The sequence below is a fragment of the Microbacterium sp. bgisy207 genome (genome assembly GCF_057706855.1).
Map to the genome: position 1 here is coordinate 38,590 of NZ_JBYIPB010000009.1, position 17,859 is coordinate 56,448.

The window sequence follows — 17,859 nt, forward strand, 5'->3', positions numbered from 1 at the left end:
CTACTACCGTGATGTGTAGGCGGCATACCGTCGCCGGATGACGCGACACACAGAGCGGCGGGACGCGTGACGACAGGGCTGTCTGCGGCGAACGTGTTCGCCCGTGATGAGCCGCTCGTCCTCGAAAGCGACACGGGACGCGTGCCGCGCTATCCGAGGAGCACCGCGCGTCGTGCGCTTCTGCGTGTGGCCCTCGGTGCCGTCTATGCCGTGTTCGCACTCGGATACCAGGTCGCCGTCGCGGGTGACTGGGCAGGGACAGCCAACCAGGCCCTCTCTGAACGCGTATCGGGATTCGCCCCGGGCTCGGACCCGATCCAGGCACTCGTACTCCTTGACCCGCCGATCACGAACTTCCTTGCCTTCGTGATTCCGGGCGGCGCGTTCGGACTGGCGATCGCCGGGTCGTTCGTTGCCGGCTACATCGTCCAGACGGTTGCCCAGGCGCTGTACCGCCGGGGACTCACACTGCCGGTGCGCAGCCTGTTCGTCGGTGTCCTGGCCACCTCACCGCTATTCGCCTTCACCGCGACGACGAACTTCGAAGCGATCGTGGGACTGATGTTCTTCGGGTTCGGAATGATCGCGCTCGTACGGTTCGTGGGGTGGGCCAACACTCAAGCGGGCTTTCGTGCCGGCATCCTGCTGGCGTGCGCATCGTTGTCAGACTCGACGCTGATCTTCGCATCCGTGGTGGCGGCGCTTGCTGCCGTTCTGTTCCGTCAGTCGCGACAGGGAGCACGACTGGCCAACGCCGTGGTTGCCGTGTTCCCCACCGTCGCTGTCTATGCATCGCTCGCGTTGCTCGGCGCAGCCTTCGTCGGCGACCCCTGGGCGATGATCGGTGGTGACTTTGCGTGGAACGGCGAGCGGTTCGGAAGCGTGCTTCAGAACGTCGCGACGATTCCCGGCCTGCTGTTCCTCGCGCCGATGGTCATCGTCTCCGTTGCGACGCTGGCGCTGGGCTCGCGGGCCATGGCCGTGCTGCCCGTCGCGCTCACGCTGAGCATCATCCTTGCGTACACGCTGGAACTCACCCCGCCTGGCACCGCCGGAACGACCTTCATCGCGATGCTTCTCTTCGCGGTGGCTGCGGTGCCCGCCATCCGGGGCCCCGTACCGTCGGTCCTGGTCTGTGCCGCAGCCGTGTTGCTATGGATCGTCGGCGTTCTCGACGCACTGGATCGCTCGGCGGTGAACGGATGGCTTCACGCGCTCGCGGGGGTGTTGGCATGAGTCCGGCAGACCCCTCGGTTCCCCGCGCGGACCTCCGCCTGCGCTACGCCCGCGAGGGGTGGGTGCCGCTGCGCTGGGAGGACGGGGTCGTCGTCATCGGGTCTTCCGGACGGTCGTCACCGCGGCGGGACGCACGCATCAGCGCAGTGGTCGATGCACCGATCCGGATCGAATCGATGTCGCAGCGCGACATCGTCGAGACAATCGTCGAGTCCTTCTCGGAGGAGCTCGTGGAGTCGGCGGCAGATGGTCTGTACCAGCAGGATCCGGGGCTGTCTGCTCGCGAGGTTCTCTCGCGCGGGCAAAAGGCCTGGGCCTTCCTCGGACTGATCGTGCTCGTCGGGCTCGTCGTGCTGTGGCCCATCGGGACCGTGGTCTCGATCGTCGCCGTCGCCAGCGTCATCTTCCTCGCCAGTACCCTCTTCAAGTTCTCCGTCGCGCTGCGCGGGTCGCGGTTCGATCTGGTACGACGCGTCAGTGACGACGAGATCCGCACGGTCAGGGATGAGGACCTACCGATCTACAGCGTGCTGGTGCCGGTCTTCCGGGAGGCGGGTGTGGTCGGGCGGCTTGTGGCGAACCTGGGGCGCTTGGACTATCCAGCGCACAAGCTCGAGATCATCGTCCTCGTCGAAGAGGAAGACGTCGAGACGCGAGAGGCGATCGAGGCCTCGCACCCGCCGGAGAACTTCGTTGTCGTGACGGTACCCAAGGGATCGCCGCAGACGAAGCCGCGCGCCTGCAATGTCGGTCTCGAGGTCGCGCGTGGCGAGTTCCTCGTCATCTATGACGCGGAGGACGCCCCCGAGCCCGACCAGCTGAAGAAGACCATCGTCGCCTTCTCCCATGCCTCACCCGAGACGGTCGTGATGCAGGCAGCGCTGAACTACTTCAATGCTCGCGAGAACGTCCTGACCCGGCTGTTCACACTCGAGTACAGCTACTGGTTCGACTACATGCTCGCCGGACTCGACGTTCGCGACCTCCCGATTCCGCTGGGCGGCACGTCAAACCACTTCCGCACCCGAGCGTTGCGCGAGCTCGGTGGATGGGACCCGTACAACGTGACCGAAGACGCGGACCTCGGCATCCGCGCGAGCGCGCTCGGGTATCGAGTCGGGGTCGTGGACTCCACCACGATGGAGGAGGCGACGAGCGCGATCGGGATCTTCATCGGTCAGCGCAGTCGATGGATCAAGGGGTACATGCAGACAGCGCTCGTGCACGCCCGTCGCCCGGGTACGCTGATCCGTCAGATCGGACTGCGCCGCTTCGGATCGTTCGCACTGCTCATCGCTGGGACGCCGCTCACATTTCTCGGCGTCATTCCCTTCTCGATTCTGCTCGTCGCCTCCCTTGTCTTGGCCGGGTGGAGCATCGCGCCGGTCTTTCCCCCGATCGTGCTCTGGCTGAGCCTGCTGAACTTCCTCATCGGAAACGCTCTGATGATCTACCTCAACATGATGGGTCCGTTCAAACGGGGAGCCTTCTCCCTGGTGGGGTGGGCGATCCTCAACCCGGCATACTGGCTGCTGCACTCGGTCGCCTCCTACAAGGCGCTCTGGCAGCTGATCACCAAGCCGCACTACTGGCAGAAGACCGAGCACGGCACGTCGGCCTTCGAATTGCACGAAGACGGAACGGCGACGCCCGGGACCGTCGCACCCGCCGGTTCCTCCCGGACGGGTGATCGCGCGGTTGCCCCCGGATGATCCGCGCGCGACCGCCGGAGCGCTGGTGGATGTCGCGGTGACCGGCTTCAGCGGATTCCTCGGCGCCAGAGGATGAGCGAGGTTCGCGCCGCGTAGGCACGGTACTCATCTCCGAACGCGTCGAGCAGGTACCGCTGCTCGACGTGCGCCTTCGCGATGAGCACCGCCGCCAGCAGCACCCACACGACGAGCAGCTCGCCACGCCCCCGCCACGCCACCCAGCCCGCGGATCCGATCAGGATGCCGAGATAGACCGGGTTGCGCGTCAGACGGAAGACTCCCCGGGTGCGCAGCGGGGCACCGGGCTTGGGCGCGACCCACGGGACGATGTCACGGCCGAGTGTCGCCACGCCCGTGATCGCCAGCCCGAGGCCGAGGATGCCGGCGGCGGCAGCCAGCACGGTGAGCCACGCCGCACCCCATGTCGGCGTCCCCGGTAGGAGCAGCAGAGCAAGCAGCACGAACTGCGCGATGACCAGCCAGTCGGAACGGTGCCGCACAGCGACAGTCTGCCAGGGCGAGCCGCTCGCGTCCTCGGCGGTGCCATCCCGCGATGGGCTTCAGCGAAGCGCGTTGAGGTGATCGCGCAGGGTCGGTCCGTCCCGGAACTCCGTCACCAGATGACGCACCACCGCCCGCAGATCGCCCCCGTTCTCGTCCGCGACCCGCAATTGTCGTTCATAGCTCGCGCCAGTGGCGAGAATCGTCTCCACCCCGGCGAACTCTTTCGCGCACTTGAGTTCGACGGCGATCTCGGCGAGGTCGTCGAGCACCTGGCGAAGGTGCTCTCGCACGGGCGTGAGCGTGCCCGCGCGGTCGACGACGATCTCCGCGTCCAGGCCGTAGCGTGCGGCACGCCACTTGTTCTCGCGGAGGAACCACGGCTGGATGCCGGTGAGCTGTTCACCGTCATCAAGCCGGCGCGAGAAGTGCTCGACGAGCACCTGCACGAGGGCGGCGACAGCTGCAAGCTCGGGGAGCGTCGACATCCCATCACATGCACGCACCTCGATCGTGCCCCATCGCGGAGCCGGGCGGATGTCCCAGCGCACTTCGCTGGCATCGACCATGACGCCGGTGCGCACCATGTCATCCAGGTACGCCTCGAACGCTTCCCAGTCCTCGAGGAGCCACGGCAGGCCCGCCGTGGGCAGCTGCTGGAACACGAGCGCGCGGTTGGATGCATAGCCGGTGCGGTCACCGGCCCAGAACGGGCTCGACGCCGACAGTGCTTGCAGGTGGGGGAGGTAGGCCGACAGCGCACGGATGAGCGGCATGACTTTGTTCACATCCTCGACGCCCACGTGGATGTGGATGCCCCAGATCATCATGTTCCGACCCCACCACTGTGTCCGCTCGATGAGGGCCTGATAGCGCGTCTTGTCGGTCACCTGCTGGTCGTACCACTGGGCGAACGGATGCGAGCCGGCGCACATCAGATCCAGTTCGCGGGGCTCGGTCGCGGAACGCAGGGCGCGGATTCCGTCCACCATGTCCTCCGCGGCGGCAGCCACGGTCGCACCGATGCCGCTGGTGACCTCCACAGTGTTCGTGAGCAGCTCGCTCGTGAGCGAGAAGCGTTCGAGCTCAATCGATGGTGTGATCTCGTCGAGGATCTCGGGCGCCTTGCCCGCGAGGTCCCCCGTCGTGCGGTCGGCGAGCATCAGCTCCCACTCGAGCCCCACGGTCGAACGAGCGGATGTCGCGAATCCGAGCGTCATGGCGTCAGTTTCGCACGCTCCACGGAGTCTGCCGCCGATTGCGACACACCACGCCGCGGGTCAGTGCGCACCGAGTTCGATCAGCAGCACCCCGCCCGCAATAGCGACCACTCCCAGACCCATGAGCCAGGTGAACGGCTCATCGAAGAGGATCTTCGCGAGCACTGCCGTGAGCGCGACCCCGGTCGCCGACCAGATTCCGTACGCGACCCCCACGGGCATCCCCTCTGCAAGGCACAGGAACAGAAGCGTGAAGGCCAGCACATACGAAACGAGCACCGGCGCGATCCACACGCGGCGCCGGAAGCCCTCCGACGCGCGCAGCGACATGGTCCCGGTGACCTCGAAGACGATCGCGCCCACCAGGTACAGCCACATCATCGTTCGGCCTCCGTGTTGTCGGCGGCGTGCGGTGCTGCCCGACGGCTCGCGCTGGCTCCGATCTCGACCAGGAGAACGCCTCCGATGACGATCAGTATCCCGAGGCTCATGAGCCACGTCAGCGGGTCTCCGAACAGCACTGCTGCGAGCACCGCTGTGAGCGCCACCCCGGATGCCGCCCAGACACCGTAGGTGAGACCGATCGGGGCACCTGCGCGCAGCAGCAGGGTGAGGCACGCGAAGGCCCCGACATAGCCCACGCCCACCCCGAGGAACCACCCCGCCGAATCCACCGAGAGGCGCAGCGAGAGCGTTCCGCCGACCTCCAGCACGATCGCGCCGATCAGGTACAGCCATTTCGTCATGGTGCGCCTCCGTGGCAGGCCGTCTTCCGTCGCCTCACGGCTCACACGCTATCGGGCGCCGGGGGGTGGCTCCTGACGTCCTGACTGCGCGGTTCTCGGCATCCGGTGGGATCTGGCAGAATAGAGGGTCGGACCGCGCTCGACCCTCTATCCAGCGCGCCAACCCCCTGAGCTTCCGCCGGGTGTGCACCCCACGCTCCAGGCGATCAGTTCGTTCGAGTTCCACCACACAGGAGAATCGTGGCTGTCAAGATCCGTCTCAAGCGTCTCGGAAAGATCCGCGCGCCCTACTACCGCATCGTCGTCGCAGACTCGCGCACCAAGCGTGATGGTCGTGTGATCGAAGAGATCGGCAAGTACCACCCGACCGAGGAGCCCTCGTTCATCGAGGTCGACTCGGCCCGTGCGCAGTACTGGCTCAGCGTGGGCGCCCAGCCCACCGAGCAGGTGCGCGCCATCCTCAAGATCACCGGCGACTGGGGCACCTTCAAGGGCGACAAGAACGCCGTGTCGACGCTCAAGACCGCCGAGCCCAAGCCCGCGTTCGAGGTCGAGACCGCCAAGAAGTCGGTCGTCAAGCCCAAGGCTGAGAAGAAGACCGAGGAGGCGCCGGCCGTCGACGCGGACGCTGCTGCTGAGCCCGAGGCCGCCGAGTCGGCCGAGACCGCAGAAGCCTGAGTCCGTGCTCGCCGCTGCGCTCGAACACGTCGTCAAGGGGATCGTCGACAACCCGGACGACGTGCGCATCCTCTCGTCGGAGTCCTCACGGGGTGAGGTACTCGAGGTGCACGTGCACCCCGACGACCGGGGACGTGTCATCGGGCGCGGCGGCCGCACGGCCAAAGCCATCCGCACCCTGATCTCGGCGCTGGCCGACGGGCGCCGCGTGCGGGTTGATGTCGCGGACGACTGACGTGGTCGATTCGGACGGGCGCCCCGCGCCGCCCCCTTCGGCAGGAACCCAGCTCCGGGTCGGACGGCTGGTCAAGGCACACGGGCTCAAGGGGGCTCTCAAGCTCGAGCTCTACACCGACAACCCCGACGGCAGGTTCTTCCCGGGGGCAACCTTCACGCTGCAGGTCCCTGACACCTCTCCGTGGCACGGCAAACCGCTGACGGTTCGTGAGTTCCGCTGGATGAACTCCCACCCGGTCGCCTTCTTCGAGGGCGTCGATGACCGCACTGCCGCAGAGAGCCTCGTGCGCGCGATCCTCTGGGTCGATGAGGCAGCGGATGCGGCATCCGACGAAGAGGACGCCTGGTTCGATCACCAGCTCGTCGGACTGGACGTGCGGCGCGGCGAGGAGTCGATCGGGCGCGTCGTGCGGGTTGAACACCTGCCCGCGCAGGACCTCCTGATCGTACGGACACGCGACGACCGCGAAGTGCTCGTCCCCTTCGTCAAGGCGATCGTGCCGGTGGTCGATCCCGTGGCCGGCCACGTCGTTGTCACTCCTCCCGCGGGGCTGTTCGAGGACCTGCCGGATGACGACCCCGACCCCTCCGCGGACACCGGCGGCTCACCCGAGGATGCAGCGACCGCAACCGACGGGAGCTGACGTGCGGATCGACGTCGTCACCATCTTTCCGGCGTTCTTCGACGTCCTGGAGGTCTCACTGATCGGCAAAGCGCGAGAGCGCGGCCTGCTCGATGTCAGGGTGCATGACCTCCGCAGCTGGACCCACGACCGTCACCGAACGGTCGATGACACGCCGTACGGCGGGGGCGCGGGAATGGTGATGAAGCCGGAGCCCTGGGGTGAGGCTCTCGACGCACTCGCACCCACGGATGCGCAACGTCGTCCCACGATCATCTTCCCGTCGCCGGCGGGGGAGCTCTTTCGGCAGGCGACCGCCCGCGAGCTTGCCCTCGAAGAGCACCTCGTTTTCGGCTGCGGGCGCTATGAGGGCATCGACGAGCGTGTCTTCGAGGACGCCTCGGCGCGGGGCTCGGTACGGCTTCTCAGCCTCGGCGACTACGTTCTCAACGGCGGCGAGGTGGCTGCGATGGCGATGATCGAGGCGATCGGGCGTCTCATGCCGGGAATGGTCGGGAACCCGGCGAGCATCGTCGAGGAATCCCACGAGGACGGCTTGCTGGAGTACCCGTCCTATACGAAGCCGGCCGTATGGCGTGGTCGCGCGGTCCCCGAGGTCCTCCTCAGCGGCAACCACGCGGCCATCGCGCGCTGGCGCGCGGACCAGCAGCTCGAACGCACGCGCACGCGCCGCCCGGATCTGCTTCCGGAGTAGGGCCCGGAGCCGGCCGTCCGCTCGCCGCGTGCGTCCCGACACCGATTCGTCACATTCGGGAAACCCACCGGCCCGCCCGGCACGCGAGACTGGTATCCCGTCACCCGCCGGAGGGAGCGTTGCCATGCGCCGCGCAAAGATCGTTGCCACGCTCGGTCCCGCGACGGCGACCTATGACCAGGTTGAGGCTCTCGTCCGGGCGGGTATGGATGTCGCTCGGCTGAACATGAGCCATGGCGAGCGGGTCGTCCACGAGCAGTCGTACGCTCATGTGCGTCGCGCCGCCGACTCGACCGGCAGGCCTGTGGGCATTCTCGTGGACCTGCAGGGGCCGAAGATCCGTCTCGGACGGTTCGTCGACGGTCCTCACCACCTCGCGCCCGGCGATGTGTTCACGATCACGACGGAGGATGTCGAGGGCACCCGCGAGATCTGCGGCACCACGTTCCCGCAGCTGGCTGCCGATGTCGTCGCCGGCGACACGCTTCTGATCGACGACGGTAAGGTTCGGCTGAAGGTGCTGCAGACCGACGGCATCCGGGTGCGGACCGAGGTCGTCGTCGGGGGAGCGGTCTCCAACAACAAGGGAATCAATCTCCCCGGCGTCGCCGTCAGCGCACCGGCGCTGAGCGCGAAAGACGAGGCCGATCTGCGCTGGGCACTTGCGCTGGGCGTGGACATGATCGCGCTCTCGTTCGTGCGATCTCCGAAGGATGCGCAGCGAGCCCGAGTCATCATGGCCGAGGAGAACCGGCGGATTCCCCTCATCGCGAAGATCGAGAAGCCGGAGGCTGTCGACCACCTGCAGGAGATCATCGACGCGTTCGACGGGGTCATGATCGCCCGGGGCGATCTCGGGGTGGAGTTGCCGCTGGAGACGGTGCCGATCGTTCAGAAGCGCGCGATCGAACTGGCTCGCCGATGGGCAAAGCCCGTCATCGTGGCCACGCAGATGCTCGAGTCGATGATCGAGAACCCGGTGCCGACGCGGGCCGAGACCTCGGATGTCGCCAACGCCGTGCTCGACGGCGCGGACGCCGTCATGCTCTCGGGTGAGACGAGCGTCGGCGCCCACCCGGTCACGGTCGTGGAAACCATGGCGCGGATCGTCGCATCGACAGAGGACACCGGGCTCGAACGGGTTCCGCGGCTCGGCACCACACCACGGACCCAGGGTGGTGCGCTGACCCTTGCGGCGGCAACGATCGCGGACTTCGTCGACGCGAAGTACGTGTGCGTCTTCAGCCAGTCCGGCGACTCGGCGCGCCGGATGGCGCGTCTGCGTCACCGCGTTCCGATCCTCGCGTTCACCGATCTTCCGAGTACCCGGTCACGGCTCGCGCTGACGTGGGGGGTCGAGCCGTTCCTCGTCGCCCGCGCGGCCTCGACCGACGGGCTCATCGCACTGCTTGACCGCGTGCTCATCGACGCGGGGCGTGTTCAGCCCGGTGATGTCGTGATCATGACGGCGGGGGCACCCCCCGGGATCGCCGGGTCGACCAACAACGTGCGCGTGCACACCGTCGGCGCCTCCGACGGCTCCTGAACCTCGAGGTCGAGCTCAGTCGACGCCGAGGAAGCTCCGGTCAGTGAGGATGAGCGGACCGTCCTGCGTGATCGCGATCGTATGCTCCGAGTGCGCTCCCCGCGAGCCGTCTGCGCTGCGCAGGGTCCACCCGTCGGCATCCGTGCGCAGCTGATCGGTCGACTGCAGGAACCAGGGTTCGAGCGCAAGGACCAGGCCGGCGCGGAGCGGATAGCCGCGGCCGGGCTTCCCGTTGTTGGCGACGTGCGGATCCCCGTGCATCTCGCGACCGACGCCGTGGCCGCCGAAATCCGTGTTGATCGAGAGCCCCTCGCCGTGTGCGACGGCCGCGATCGCCGCGGAGATGTCGCCGATGCGGTTGCCGACGACGGCGGCGGCGATCGCGGCATCCAGGGCTCGCTCGGTCGTGTCGATGAGCGCAAGATCCTCATCCCGCGGCGTGCCGACGACGAACGAGACAGCCGAGTCGGCGACCCAGCCGTCCACGGCCACGGCGAAGTCGAGGGTGACCAGGTCGCCGTCGCGCAGCGCGTAGTCGTGGGGGAGGCCGTGAAGCACGGCGTCATTGATCGAGGTGCAGATGACCTTTCCGAACGGGCTGGCTCCGAACGACGGGTGGTAGTCGATGTAGCACGACTCCGCCCCTGCGGCACGGATCATCTCGTGGGCTCGCCGGTCGATCTCGAGGAGGTTCGTGCCGACCCGCGTCTCCTCGCGAAGGGTCGCGAGGACCTCGGCGACGAAACGCCCCGCCGGCTTCATGGCCTCTATCTCGGCGGGGGTGCGTAACTCGATCATCCGGTTCCTCTCGACCGGTCCATTCTGTCTGATGCACCCTCGACCGGCTGTGAGGATGCCCCGCATCGCGTGCCACGGGCGCCGGCGTCCCGGCCCCGGCGTAGCATCGAAGCATGTGGCTCCGACGCGCATTTTACGGCTGGATGATTCCGGCCGCCTTTGTGCTGCCGCTGTGGCTGTTCGTCGGATGGATCGCTTTCGACGCGGGCGCATGGGCGCTGCTCTGGGTTCTCCTGGTCGCGATTCCGTCGGTGCTGATCGGTCAGCTGGTGCTGACGCTCCTCGTTCGCGCCCGGCCGACCGCCCGCGCCGCCCGAGCGGTGTCGTGGTGGGACGTCGCGGGGTTCGCCGTGTGGCACGCGCTGACGTTCGCGCTGGGGTTCTTCGTGGCGGCGTGGTGGCTTCCGGTGTTCCTGCTGACGGTTGCGGTGGGCATTTCGCTGTTCTGGCTCATGCTGTGGCAACTGTGGCGGGAGGCGCGGCCGGGCCTGGTCACGCTTCGCAGCGCGTCGGGCATCCCCTACATTCCACCGTCAGGCACGACGCCCCCGCGGCGAGAAGATCCCGAGGTCATCGTGATCACGGAGCAGCAGCCGCGCTCCTGACGGTTTTGTTCCGCTCATCCGTCATGGCAGAATGGATGTTTGTGCCTTGACGGATTCTGCCTCAGGGGAATCCACCGACTGGTTTCGACTGCGGTGCGGCACGCCTCATCCTTTCCTTATCACCCGCGGCCGACCTGCGGCGGCCGCAGAGAGTAGCGATCATGCAGACCCTCGACATCGTCGACGCCGCCTCCCTGCGTACCGACATCCCGGAGTTCGGCCCCGGTGACACCGTCAAGGTGCACGTGAACATCGTCGAAGGAAGCCGCTCGCGCGTCCAGGTCTTCCAGGGCGTCGTGCTCGGCCGTTCCGGCGACGGCGTGCGCGAGACCTTCACCGTCCGCAAGATCAGCTTCCAGGTGGGCGTCGAGCGTACCTTCCCCGTGCACAGCCCGATCATCGACAAGATCGAGTTGGTCACCCGCGGCGACGTGCGTCGCGCGAAGCTCTACTATCTGCGGGAGCTCCGCGGTAAGAAGGCCAAGATCAAGGAGAAGCGCGAGAACTGATTCCGCGCGTTTCCCCGTGTGCCCCGGTGCCCTTCGTACCGGGGCACACGTGTCTCTCCGGGCGTTGCACGACACTCGTGCTGCCCCATCGTGTGACACCCTTGTCTGAGCGTCCGCATCTGGTCGGACGGATTGGATCGCTGCATGACTTCCGACGCCGAGGCACCCGCTGAACCCGTGACGCGGTCGCAGCGGCGCCAACGAGGAGGTCGGCGGGGCGCGTGGGTATTCCTGCGTGACGTTCTGGTGATCATCCTGATCGCGGTCGTGGTCTCCGCGCTCGTGAAGACGTTCCTCGTCCGTTCGTTCTACATCCCGTCGGGGTCGATGGAGGACACGCTACAGATCAACGACCGCATCCTCGTGGACGAGCTGACGCCGCGCTGGAATGGGTACGAGCGTGGCGACATCGTCGTGTTTCAGGACCCGGGCGGGTGGCTTCCCGTGCATCCCTCGACGCCGCAATCGCCCTTTGTCGAGGGGGTCGACTGGTTGCTCACGCTCGTGGGACTCTCGGTGTCGGACTCCGAGGACCACTTGATCAAGCGCGTCATCGGTCTGCCCGGCGACCATGTCGTGTGCTGCAACGCGCTGGGGCAGATCACGATCAACGACATGCCGATCGACGAGTCCGCATACGTGAAGCTCGACCCGGGGCAGAGCTCACCGAACCTCGTGCCGTTCGACGTCGTCGTTCCGGAGGGGAGCCTGTGGGTCCTCGGGGACAACCGGGACCATTCGAAGGATTCGCGGTTCAATCAGGAGCAACCCGGCGGCGGTTTCGTGCCGATCGAGAACGTCGTCGGACGCGCCTTCGTCATCACCTGGCCGATCTCCCGCTGGGCTTTCCTGGATCCGCACAGCGAGGTGTTCGCGGGTGTTCCGGACGGCGAGGGAGCCGACGCGCGATGAGCACCGGGTCGCGAGCGGTCCCGCGCCTCACGCTGGAGCGGAAGCTGCTGCGCGAGTACGACCTCGTGATCTCGTGCGACGAGGTCGGACGCGGCGCGCTGGCAGGCCCGGTCGCGGTGGGTGCCACCGTCGTGGATGCGGCCCTGTCGCGGCGGCGGGTTCCCGAAGGACTTCGCGATTCGAAGCTCGTTCCCGAGGCGCGGCGCGCCGACCTCGCGCGCCGCGCCGCCGGATGGGTTGCCGGCAGCGCCGTGGGGTGGGCGAGCTCGGCGGAGATCGATGAGATCGGCATCCTGCCGGCGCTCGGGCTCGCCGCCCGTCGCGCGCTGGCCGAGCTGTCAGCCCACGGTGTCGACGTGACGGCGGCGGTCGTGGTGCTCGATGGAAATCACGACTACATCTCGCGTGCCCCCGGTCCCGGGCTCAGGGTGCAGCCGGTGGTGAAGGCCGACCGCGACTGCGCAGGCGCAGCCGCCGCATCCGTGATCGCCAAGGTGGCCCGAGACGAACTCATGGTGCGTCTGCACGACGATCTGCCTGCCTACCAGTGGGTGCGCAACAAGGGCTACGCAAGTCCCGAACACCGGGCCGCCATTCTCGAGCACGGCGTGAGCGACCACCACCGGCTGTCGTGGGCTTTCGCGGGTGCTCCGACGCTCTTTTGAGCGCTTGGTCGTCGGTCGACTGTGGCTGGGTCGTGTGCCCCGGGAACTAGGATGAGAGCACCATGGATGACGAGGTCTTCGAGGACTACGACCGAGAGCTCGAGCTGGCGCTGTACCGCGAGTATCGCGATGTCGTGCACCAGTTCCAGTATGTGATCGAGACGGAGCGGCGCTTCTACCTCGCCAACGATGTCAATGTCGTGCGCCGTGACACGGAGCACGACTTCTATTTCGAGATCACGATGAACGACGTGTGGGTGTGGGACATCTACCGCGCCGACCGCTTCGTGAAGTCGGTGCGCGTCCTGACCTTCAAGGACGTCAACGTCGAAGAACTGCAGCGGGGTGACTTCCAGCTGCCCGACGAGCTCACCCTCGACAGCTGAGCTCCGTTCCTCCCCAAGAGGGATCGTCGCGCGCTTGTCGGCCTCATGGCCGGTTCGCTGACGCCGCGCGCGCCGGCGCCGTCACGCTGGGGGAATGGCACGCAAGGACGACCTCGGCAGGGCGGGTGAACGCACCGCGGAGGCGTACTTTCGCGGCCGTGGCTTCGCGATCCTCGACCGTAACTGGCGATGCCGCAGCGGTGAGATCGATCTGGTCGTGGCGGATGCCGAGACCATCGCCATCGTCGAGGTCAAGACCCGCCGCACTGCCGCCTTCGGGCATCCGTTCGAGGCGATCGGCTCGCAGAAGCTCCACCGCTTGCATCAGCTCGCCCGGGAGTGGCGGGCCGCGCACCGCGAGCTCGTCGGCGGACGGACCCTTCGGGTGGATGGACTCGCGATCACCGGCGATCCGGCGGCGCCGCTCCGGATCGAGCATCTGCGGGACCTCGCATGAGCCTGGCCCGTACGTGGGCGATCTCCCTGGTCGGGATCGAGGGAGTCGCGGTGGAGGTCGAGGCGGACCTTTCCGATCAGCTCCCCGACTTTCGAATCATCGGCCTCGCGGACAAGGCGCTGGGCGAGGCATCACAGCGAGTGCGAAACGCGTGCGCCAACAGCGACGTGCCGCTGCCGAGTCGACGCCTCACCGTCAACCTCTCGCCGGCGAGCCTGCCCAAACATGGCTCCGGGTTCGACCTGGCGATCGCCGTGGCAGCGCTGGCAACGCAGTTGCCGCTCTCGGCAGACGCCCTCCTGCGCACGGCGCACATCGGCGAACTGGGGCTGGACGGCCGACTCCGGCCGGTTCCCGGCATTCTTCCCGCCGTCGTCGCTGCCGCCCGAGCGGGGCTTCGCACCGTCGTCGTGCCGCGCGCAAACGAGGACGAGGCGGCCCTCGTGCCGGGGATCGCCGTGGTCGGGGCGACGAGCCTCGGGGATGTGCTGTCCCGGCACGGCATCGATGCGCGGCTGCCGGATGCGGAACCGGTCCACGCGCGTGCTGATCAGGCTCTGGCGCCGGAGGCGCTCGATCTTGCCGACGTCGTGGGTCAAGACGACGCGGTCGCGGCTCTCCTGGTGGCGGCGGCGGGCGGTCACCATCTGCTCATGACGGGTCCGCCCGGAGCGGGCAAGACGATGCTCGCGCGGCGGCTCCCCGGCATCCTGCCGCCCTTGGATGATGAGGCGGCGCTGGCGGCGGCATCCGTTCGCTCGCTTTCCGGACATGCCGTCACCGACCTCTCGCGTGTTCCGCCGTTCGAGGCGCCGCACCACAGCGCGAGTGCGGCAGCGCTCGTCGGCGGCGGAAGCAGGGTGCCCCGCCCAGGCGCCATCGTGCGCGCGAGCGAGGGCGTGCTCTTTCTGGATGAGGCTGCCGAGTTCGCCACCAACGTGCTCGATGCGCTGCGCCAGCCGCTCGAGTCAGGAAGCATCACGGTTCACCGCGCCGGGTACACGGCATCCTTCCCCGCGCGATTCCAGCTGGTGCTGGCCACGAACCCGTGTCCGTGCGGGAACCGCGGGCTGCGGGATGCCGTGTGCGAGTGCCCGCCGCAGGCGGTCCGGCGGTACCGCAACCGCCTGTCGGGCCCGCTGCTGGACCGCGTCGACATCGAGCTGACCCTCCTGCGGGTCGGGCGGGTGCCCGAGGAGCGGGGCCGCATGAGTTCGCAGGAAGGCGCGGCGCTCGTGCGCGGAGCCCGCGAGCGGGCGATGCGACGGCTGGCCGACACGCCGTGGCGTCGGAACGTCGACGTCCCGGGAACGTGGCTGCGCTCCGGACCGGGCGCGCTGCCTCCCGCCGCGCGCGCCCCTCTGGATCGTGCTCTTGCCCGCGGAACACTCACCCTCCGCGGGTACGACCGCGTCCTTCGGATCGCGTGGACCCTCGCCGATCTCGACGGCGTGCCGATGCCGACTCCCGACCACATCGGCCGGGCCCTGTTCTTGAAGAGAGGAACTGTCTCGTGATCGATCTCTCGCGTGCCCGTGACGAGCTGGGACCTCTCGTTGTCGGGGCACTCCCCGATGACGAGATCCTCGACCGCTACACGCGTGTCCTCTGGAACATCCTCACCGAACCCGGGGATCGTGCGGCCGGCCAGCTGGTCGGCGCCGTGGGCCCCGCCGAGGCGTTCGAGCGGGTCCGGCGCGATGACCTGGGCGACGGCATCCTGGACCCGGACGACGCGCGCGCGGCGGTGGAGCGATGGCGGCCGAGACTGCGGTCCGGCGCAGTCTCGGCGGCGCTGCGAACGGCGCGTGCGGCACGGCTGCGTCTGCTGACACCCCACGACGAGACGTGGCCGGATTCCGTGGATGACCTCGCCGAGCACGGGCCGCTCGTCCTGTGGGTCCGGGGGGATCCGCGTGTACTCGAGAGCGCCCAGCACGGTGTCGCGATCGTCGGTGCTCGCGCGGCGACGAGCTACGGCGAGCATGTTGCAGGGGAGATGGCGGCAGAACTCGCCGCGTGCGGCATCAGCATTGTCTCGGGAGCCGCGTTCGGGATTGACGCCGCTGCCCACCGGGCGACTCTCGCGGGACGGGGAACGACGGTCGCGCTCATGGCAGGCGGTCTCGAACGTGCCTATCCGCAGGCTCATACCGAGCTGATCGAACGCATCGCCGACACGGGGGCGGTTGTGAGCGAGGTTGCGCCCGGCTCCGCGCCGACCAAGTGGCGGTTCCTGCAGCGGAACCGACTCATCGCGGCGTTGTCGGCGGTCACGGTGGTTGTCGAAGCAGGGTGGCGCAGCGGCTCCCTCAACACCGCCCACCACGCGAGCGCCCTCGGGCGTCCGATCGGCGCGGTTCCGGGCCCCGTGACCAGTGCGGCCTCCGCGGGCTGTCACCGGCTGTTGCGCGAACTCGAGGCCACGTGCGTGACGAATGCGGCGGATGTGCGAGAACTGCTGGGATGGGGAGAGCTTCCCGACGAGGGGGGATCCGCGGACTCCTCTGCGCACACATCGGACCGAACCCGCGTGCGCGATGCCCTGAGCTCGCGGTCGGCCCGCACGCCGGAGGAGATCGCGCAGCGCTGCGGGCTCAGCGTCACTGACGTGCAGTCCCACCTGGGACTTCTGCAGGTGGAGGGCCTCGTGGTTGCCATTGCCGGCGGATGGCGGCTCACCTGACGGGTGAGCGGGGTGCGGGCTTGCGCCACGCCGCGTCGGGCGGCCGCCGCCGTGCATGAGCTGCGGCATCCTGTCCCCATGGAGATCAGCGAGGCGGCCGAGCAGTATCTGCGCCACCTCGCCCATGTGCGTCGGCTTTCGCCTGCCACGATCCGCGCCTATCGCTCGGATCTGGCCGACCTCGCCGATGCTGTCGGGCCTGTCACCGTGGCATCCGTGGATCTCGACGCCCTGCGGGACTGGATCTGGCGAGCGAGCCGACGCGGTGACGCGCGCTCGACGCTTGCCCGGCGTGCCGCGGCGGTGCGCACCTTCTTCGCATGGGCGCTGGATGAGGGACTGATCGCGTCCAACCCGGCGGTGCGCCTGATCGCACCCAAAAGAGGGCGAACGCTTCCCAAAGTCGCGTCGGCGGAAGGGCTCTCGCACCTGCTCGACGCGCTCGGCGAGACCGCCACCGAGCGAGGAGATCCCGTCGACCTTCGCGACCACGCGATCCTCGAGCTGCTGTACGGTGCGGCCCTGCGCGTCTCGGAGCTGTGCGCCCTCGATCTGACTGATCTGGACGCTGCTCGGCGCACTGCTCGAGTCTGGGGCAAGGGATCCAAGGAGCGGATCGTGCCCTACGGCGGAGCGGCAGCCCGCGCGCTGGATGCCTATCTCGTGCGCGGACGTCCCGCCCTTGTCGACTCGGCATCCGCCCCTGGCGCCCTCTTCCTCGGGGTTCGCGGCGGTCGCATCGGCGCCCGCGCCGTCTACGATGTCGTATCCCGCCGGGTAGCGGCTCTCACGGGCGGCGCCGTCGGTCCGCATGCGCTGCGCCACTCCGGTGCGACGCACCTGCTCGACGGCGGCGCCGACTTGCGCTCGGTGCAGGAGCTGCTGGGTCATGCAAGTCTCGGCACGACGCAGATCTACACCCACGTGTCGAGTGAACGGCTCGCCGCAAGTTACCGTCTCGCCCATCCTCGCGCGTAGAGCGCCCCCGCAGTCCTCCGGAGATGGCGGATATCGCGCGTAGGGTTATCGCATGCATGCTCCGCGCCGCACCCTCGGTGCAGCCCTCGCCCTGGTCGTGACGTTCGCGCTCGGCGGATGCATCGCGCTGCCCGGACCGCGGGTCACCGTCGTGCCGACTCGAGCGCCCGCGACTGCGCTGCCGACACCGACGTGGGCGACGATCACCCCGACGCCCGTTCCGACGGTGACCGTGGACCCCGAGCCCGCACCAGACGCCCTCTGCGTCGGCGGGCAGGCCGTTCTCGCGGGCAACGACGTCACCTTCTCGCTCACGGGCGACTGCGCAGACGTGACGATCGCAGGCAACCGTATCGTCGCTCGCATCGACGGCGACGCCGACACCGTGCTCTTGCAGGGGAGTTCGAATGACGTCGTCATCGGCGACATCGGCAGTCTGCGGCTGGAAGGCAACGACAACTCCGTCTCCGGCGGCGCCATCGGGGTGCTCGACATCGCCGGAGACCGCACGCTCATCGAGGCAGACGGCACGATCGATCTGGTCACCGTGAACGGCAACGACAACACACTGAGCGCGAGAGGCTACGGCCAGGTCCAGGACAACGGCGACCGGAACGTCTTCCGCTGAGTTCGCCTCCGGCGGTGTGAG

The 17,859-nt window shown here is 68.2% G+C and carries 22 protein-coding genes; 17 read left to right on the forward strand and 5 right to left on the reverse strand.

Annotated elements, in window-relative coordinates:
• Positions 1 to 66 precede the first annotated feature (66 nt).
• Together AC3ENO_RS10270 and AC3ENO_RS10275 are read left to right on the forward strand one after the other, a co-directional pair.
• The gene (locus AC3ENO_RS10270; RefSeq protein ID WP_434970526.1) at positions 67 to 1,236 is read left to right on the forward strand and encodes a hypothetical protein; all 1,170 of its coding nucleotides are present in this window, start codon (positions 67 to 69) and stop codon (positions 1,234 to 1,236) included.
• Complete coding sequence (locus tag AC3ENO_RS10275) at positions 1,233 to 2,948, forward strand: glycosyltransferase (RefSeq protein WP_434970527.1); 1,716 nt, start codon at positions 1,233 to 1,235, stop codon at positions 2,946 to 2,948. The genes AC3ENO_RS10270 and AC3ENO_RS10275 overlap by 4 nt, the downstream gene beginning before the upstream one ends.
• A gap of 47 nt (positions 2,949 to 2,995) precedes the next feature.
• Here AC3ENO_RS10275 and AC3ENO_RS10280 read toward each other — a convergent pair whose 3' ends face one another.
• Genes AC3ENO_RS10280 through AC3ENO_RS10295 form a run of 4 tightly spaced genes read right to left on the reverse strand, consistent with a single transcriptional unit; the run spans position 2,996 to position 5,415 of the window.
• Positions 2,996 to 3,448, reverse strand: coding sequence for a methyltransferase family protein (locus AC3ENO_RS10280; RefSeq protein WP_434970528.1), 453 nt, complete (start codon positions 3,446 to 3,448; stop codon positions 2,996 to 2,998).
• 60 nt (positions 3,449 to 3,508) lie between these two features.
• Positions 3,509 to 4,669 (reverse strand): glutamate--cysteine ligase, encoded by a 1,161-nt coding sequence (locus AC3ENO_RS10285; protein WP_434970529.1) that lies wholly within the window; start codon positions 4,667 to 4,669, stop codon positions 3,509 to 3,511.
• A gap of 60 nt (positions 4,670 to 4,729) precedes the next feature.
• A complete protein-coding gene (locus tag AC3ENO_RS10290; RefSeq protein ID WP_434970530.1) occupies positions 4,730 to 5,050 on the reverse strand; it encodes a DMT family transporter in 321 nt (106 codons plus the stop codon).
• Positions 5,047 to 5,415: a DMT family transporter gene (locus tag AC3ENO_RS10295; RefSeq protein WP_434970531.1), complete on the reverse strand. Its 369-nt coding sequence runs from the start codon at positions 5,413 to 5,415 to the stop codon at positions 5,047 to 5,049. Before AC3ENO_RS10295 ends, AC3ENO_RS10290 begins: the two co-directional genes overlap by 4 nt.
• A gap of 240 nt (positions 5,416 to 5,655) precedes the next feature.
• On the opposite strand from AC3ENO_RS10295, the gene rpsP reads away from it, so the two are divergent.
• From rpsP to pyk, 5 genes are all read left to right on the forward strand, one after another.
• On the forward strand, positions 5,656 to 6,093 hold the full coding sequence (rpsP, locus tag AC3ENO_RS10300; protein ID WP_434970532.1) for a 30S ribosomal protein S16: 438 nt from the start codon (positions 5,656 to 5,658) through the stop codon (positions 6,091 to 6,093).
• Between the two features lie 4 nt (positions 6,094 to 6,097).
• On the forward strand, positions 6,098 to 6,328 hold the full coding sequence (locus AC3ENO_RS10305; protein ID WP_228178146.1) for an RNA-binding protein: 231 nt from the start codon (positions 6,098 to 6,100) through the stop codon (positions 6,326 to 6,328).
• A complete protein-coding gene (gene rimM / locus AC3ENO_RS10310) occupies positions 6,312 to 6,974 on the forward strand; it encodes a ribosome maturation factor RimM (protein WP_434970533.1) in 663 nt (220 codons plus the stop codon). Before AC3ENO_RS10305 ends, rimM begins: the two co-directional genes overlap by 17 nt.
• 1 nt (position 6,975) lies before the next feature.
• Positions 6,976 to 7,668, forward strand: a complete 693-nt coding sequence (gene trmD, locus AC3ENO_RS10315) for a tRNA (guanosine(37)-N1)-methyltransferase TrmD (protein WP_434970534.1) — start codon at positions 6,976 to 6,978, stop codon at positions 7,666 to 7,668.
• Between the two features lie 124 nt (positions 7,669 to 7,792).
• Complete coding sequence (gene pyk / locus AC3ENO_RS10320; protein ID WP_434970535.1) at positions 7,793 to 9,214, forward strand: pyruvate kinase; 1,422 nt, start codon at positions 7,793 to 7,795, stop codon at positions 9,212 to 9,214.
• Between the two features lie 15 nt (positions 9,215 to 9,229).
• Here pyk and map read toward each other — a convergent pair whose 3' ends face one another.
• Complete coding sequence (gene map, locus AC3ENO_RS10325; protein WP_434970536.1) at positions 9,230 to 10,012, reverse strand: type I methionyl aminopeptidase; 783 nt, start codon at positions 10,010 to 10,012, stop codon at positions 9,230 to 9,232.
• Between the two features lie 113 nt (positions 10,013 to 10,125).
• Between map and AC3ENO_RS10330 the strand changes: the two genes are divergently transcribed.
• The 10 genes from AC3ENO_RS10330 to AC3ENO_RS10375 all read left to right on the forward strand — a co-directional run bounded on the left by AC3ENO_RS10330 (position 10,126) and on the right by AC3ENO_RS10375 (position 17,838).
• The gene (locus AC3ENO_RS10330) at positions 10,126 to 10,617 is read left to right on the forward strand and encodes an MFS transporter permease (RefSeq protein ID WP_434970537.1); all 492 of its coding nucleotides are present in this window, start codon (positions 10,126 to 10,128) and stop codon (positions 10,615 to 10,617) included.
• 161 nt (positions 10,618 to 10,778) lie between these two features.
• The gene (gene rplS, locus AC3ENO_RS10335) at positions 10,779 to 11,126 is read left to right on the forward strand and encodes a 50S ribosomal protein L19 (RefSeq protein WP_434970538.1); all 348 of its coding nucleotides are present in this window, start codon (positions 10,779 to 10,781) and stop codon (positions 11,124 to 11,126) included.
• Between the two features lie 144 nt (positions 11,127 to 11,270).
• On the forward strand, positions 11,271 to 12,038 hold the full coding sequence (gene lepB / locus AC3ENO_RS10340; protein WP_434970539.1) for a signal peptidase I: 768 nt from the start codon (positions 11,271 to 11,273) through the stop codon (positions 12,036 to 12,038).
• Entirely contained in the window at positions 12,035 to 12,703 is a 669-nt protein-coding gene (gene rnhB / locus AC3ENO_RS10345; protein WP_434970540.1) for a ribonuclease HII, read from the forward strand. Before lepB ends, rnhB begins: the two co-directional genes overlap by 4 nt.
• 62 nt (positions 12,704 to 12,765) lie before the next feature.
• Positions 12,766 to 13,089: a DUF2469 family protein gene (locus AC3ENO_RS10350; protein WP_195691615.1), complete on the forward strand. Its 324-nt coding sequence runs from the start codon at positions 12,766 to 12,768 to the stop codon at positions 13,087 to 13,089.
• A gap of 94 nt (positions 13,090 to 13,183) precedes the next feature.
• Positions 13,184 to 13,546, forward strand: a complete 363-nt coding sequence (locus tag AC3ENO_RS10355) for a YraN family protein (protein WP_434970541.1) — start codon at positions 13,184 to 13,186, stop codon at positions 13,544 to 13,546.
• Complete coding sequence (locus AC3ENO_RS10360) at positions 13,543 to 15,063, forward strand: YifB family Mg chelatase-like AAA ATPase (protein WP_434970542.1); 1,521 nt, start codon at positions 13,543 to 13,545, stop codon at positions 15,061 to 15,063. Before AC3ENO_RS10355 ends, AC3ENO_RS10360 begins: the two co-directional genes overlap by 4 nt.
• Entirely contained in the window at positions 15,060 to 16,232 is a 1,173-nt protein-coding gene (gene dprA, locus AC3ENO_RS10365) for a DNA-processing protein DprA (protein ID WP_434970543.1), read from the forward strand. The genes AC3ENO_RS10360 and dprA overlap by 4 nt, the downstream gene beginning before the upstream one ends.
• Positions 16,233 to 16,310: 78 nt before the next feature.
• A complete protein-coding gene (locus tag AC3ENO_RS10370; protein WP_434970544.1) occupies positions 16,311 to 17,210 on the forward strand; it encodes a tyrosine-type recombinase/integrase in 900 nt (299 codons plus the stop codon).
• Positions 17,211 to 17,262: 52 nt separating this feature from the next.
• Complete coding sequence (locus AC3ENO_RS10375) at positions 17,263 to 17,838, forward strand: hypothetical protein (RefSeq protein ID WP_434970545.1); 576 nt, start codon at positions 17,263 to 17,265, stop codon at positions 17,836 to 17,838.
• Positions 17,839 to 17,859: the final 21 nt, after the last annotated feature.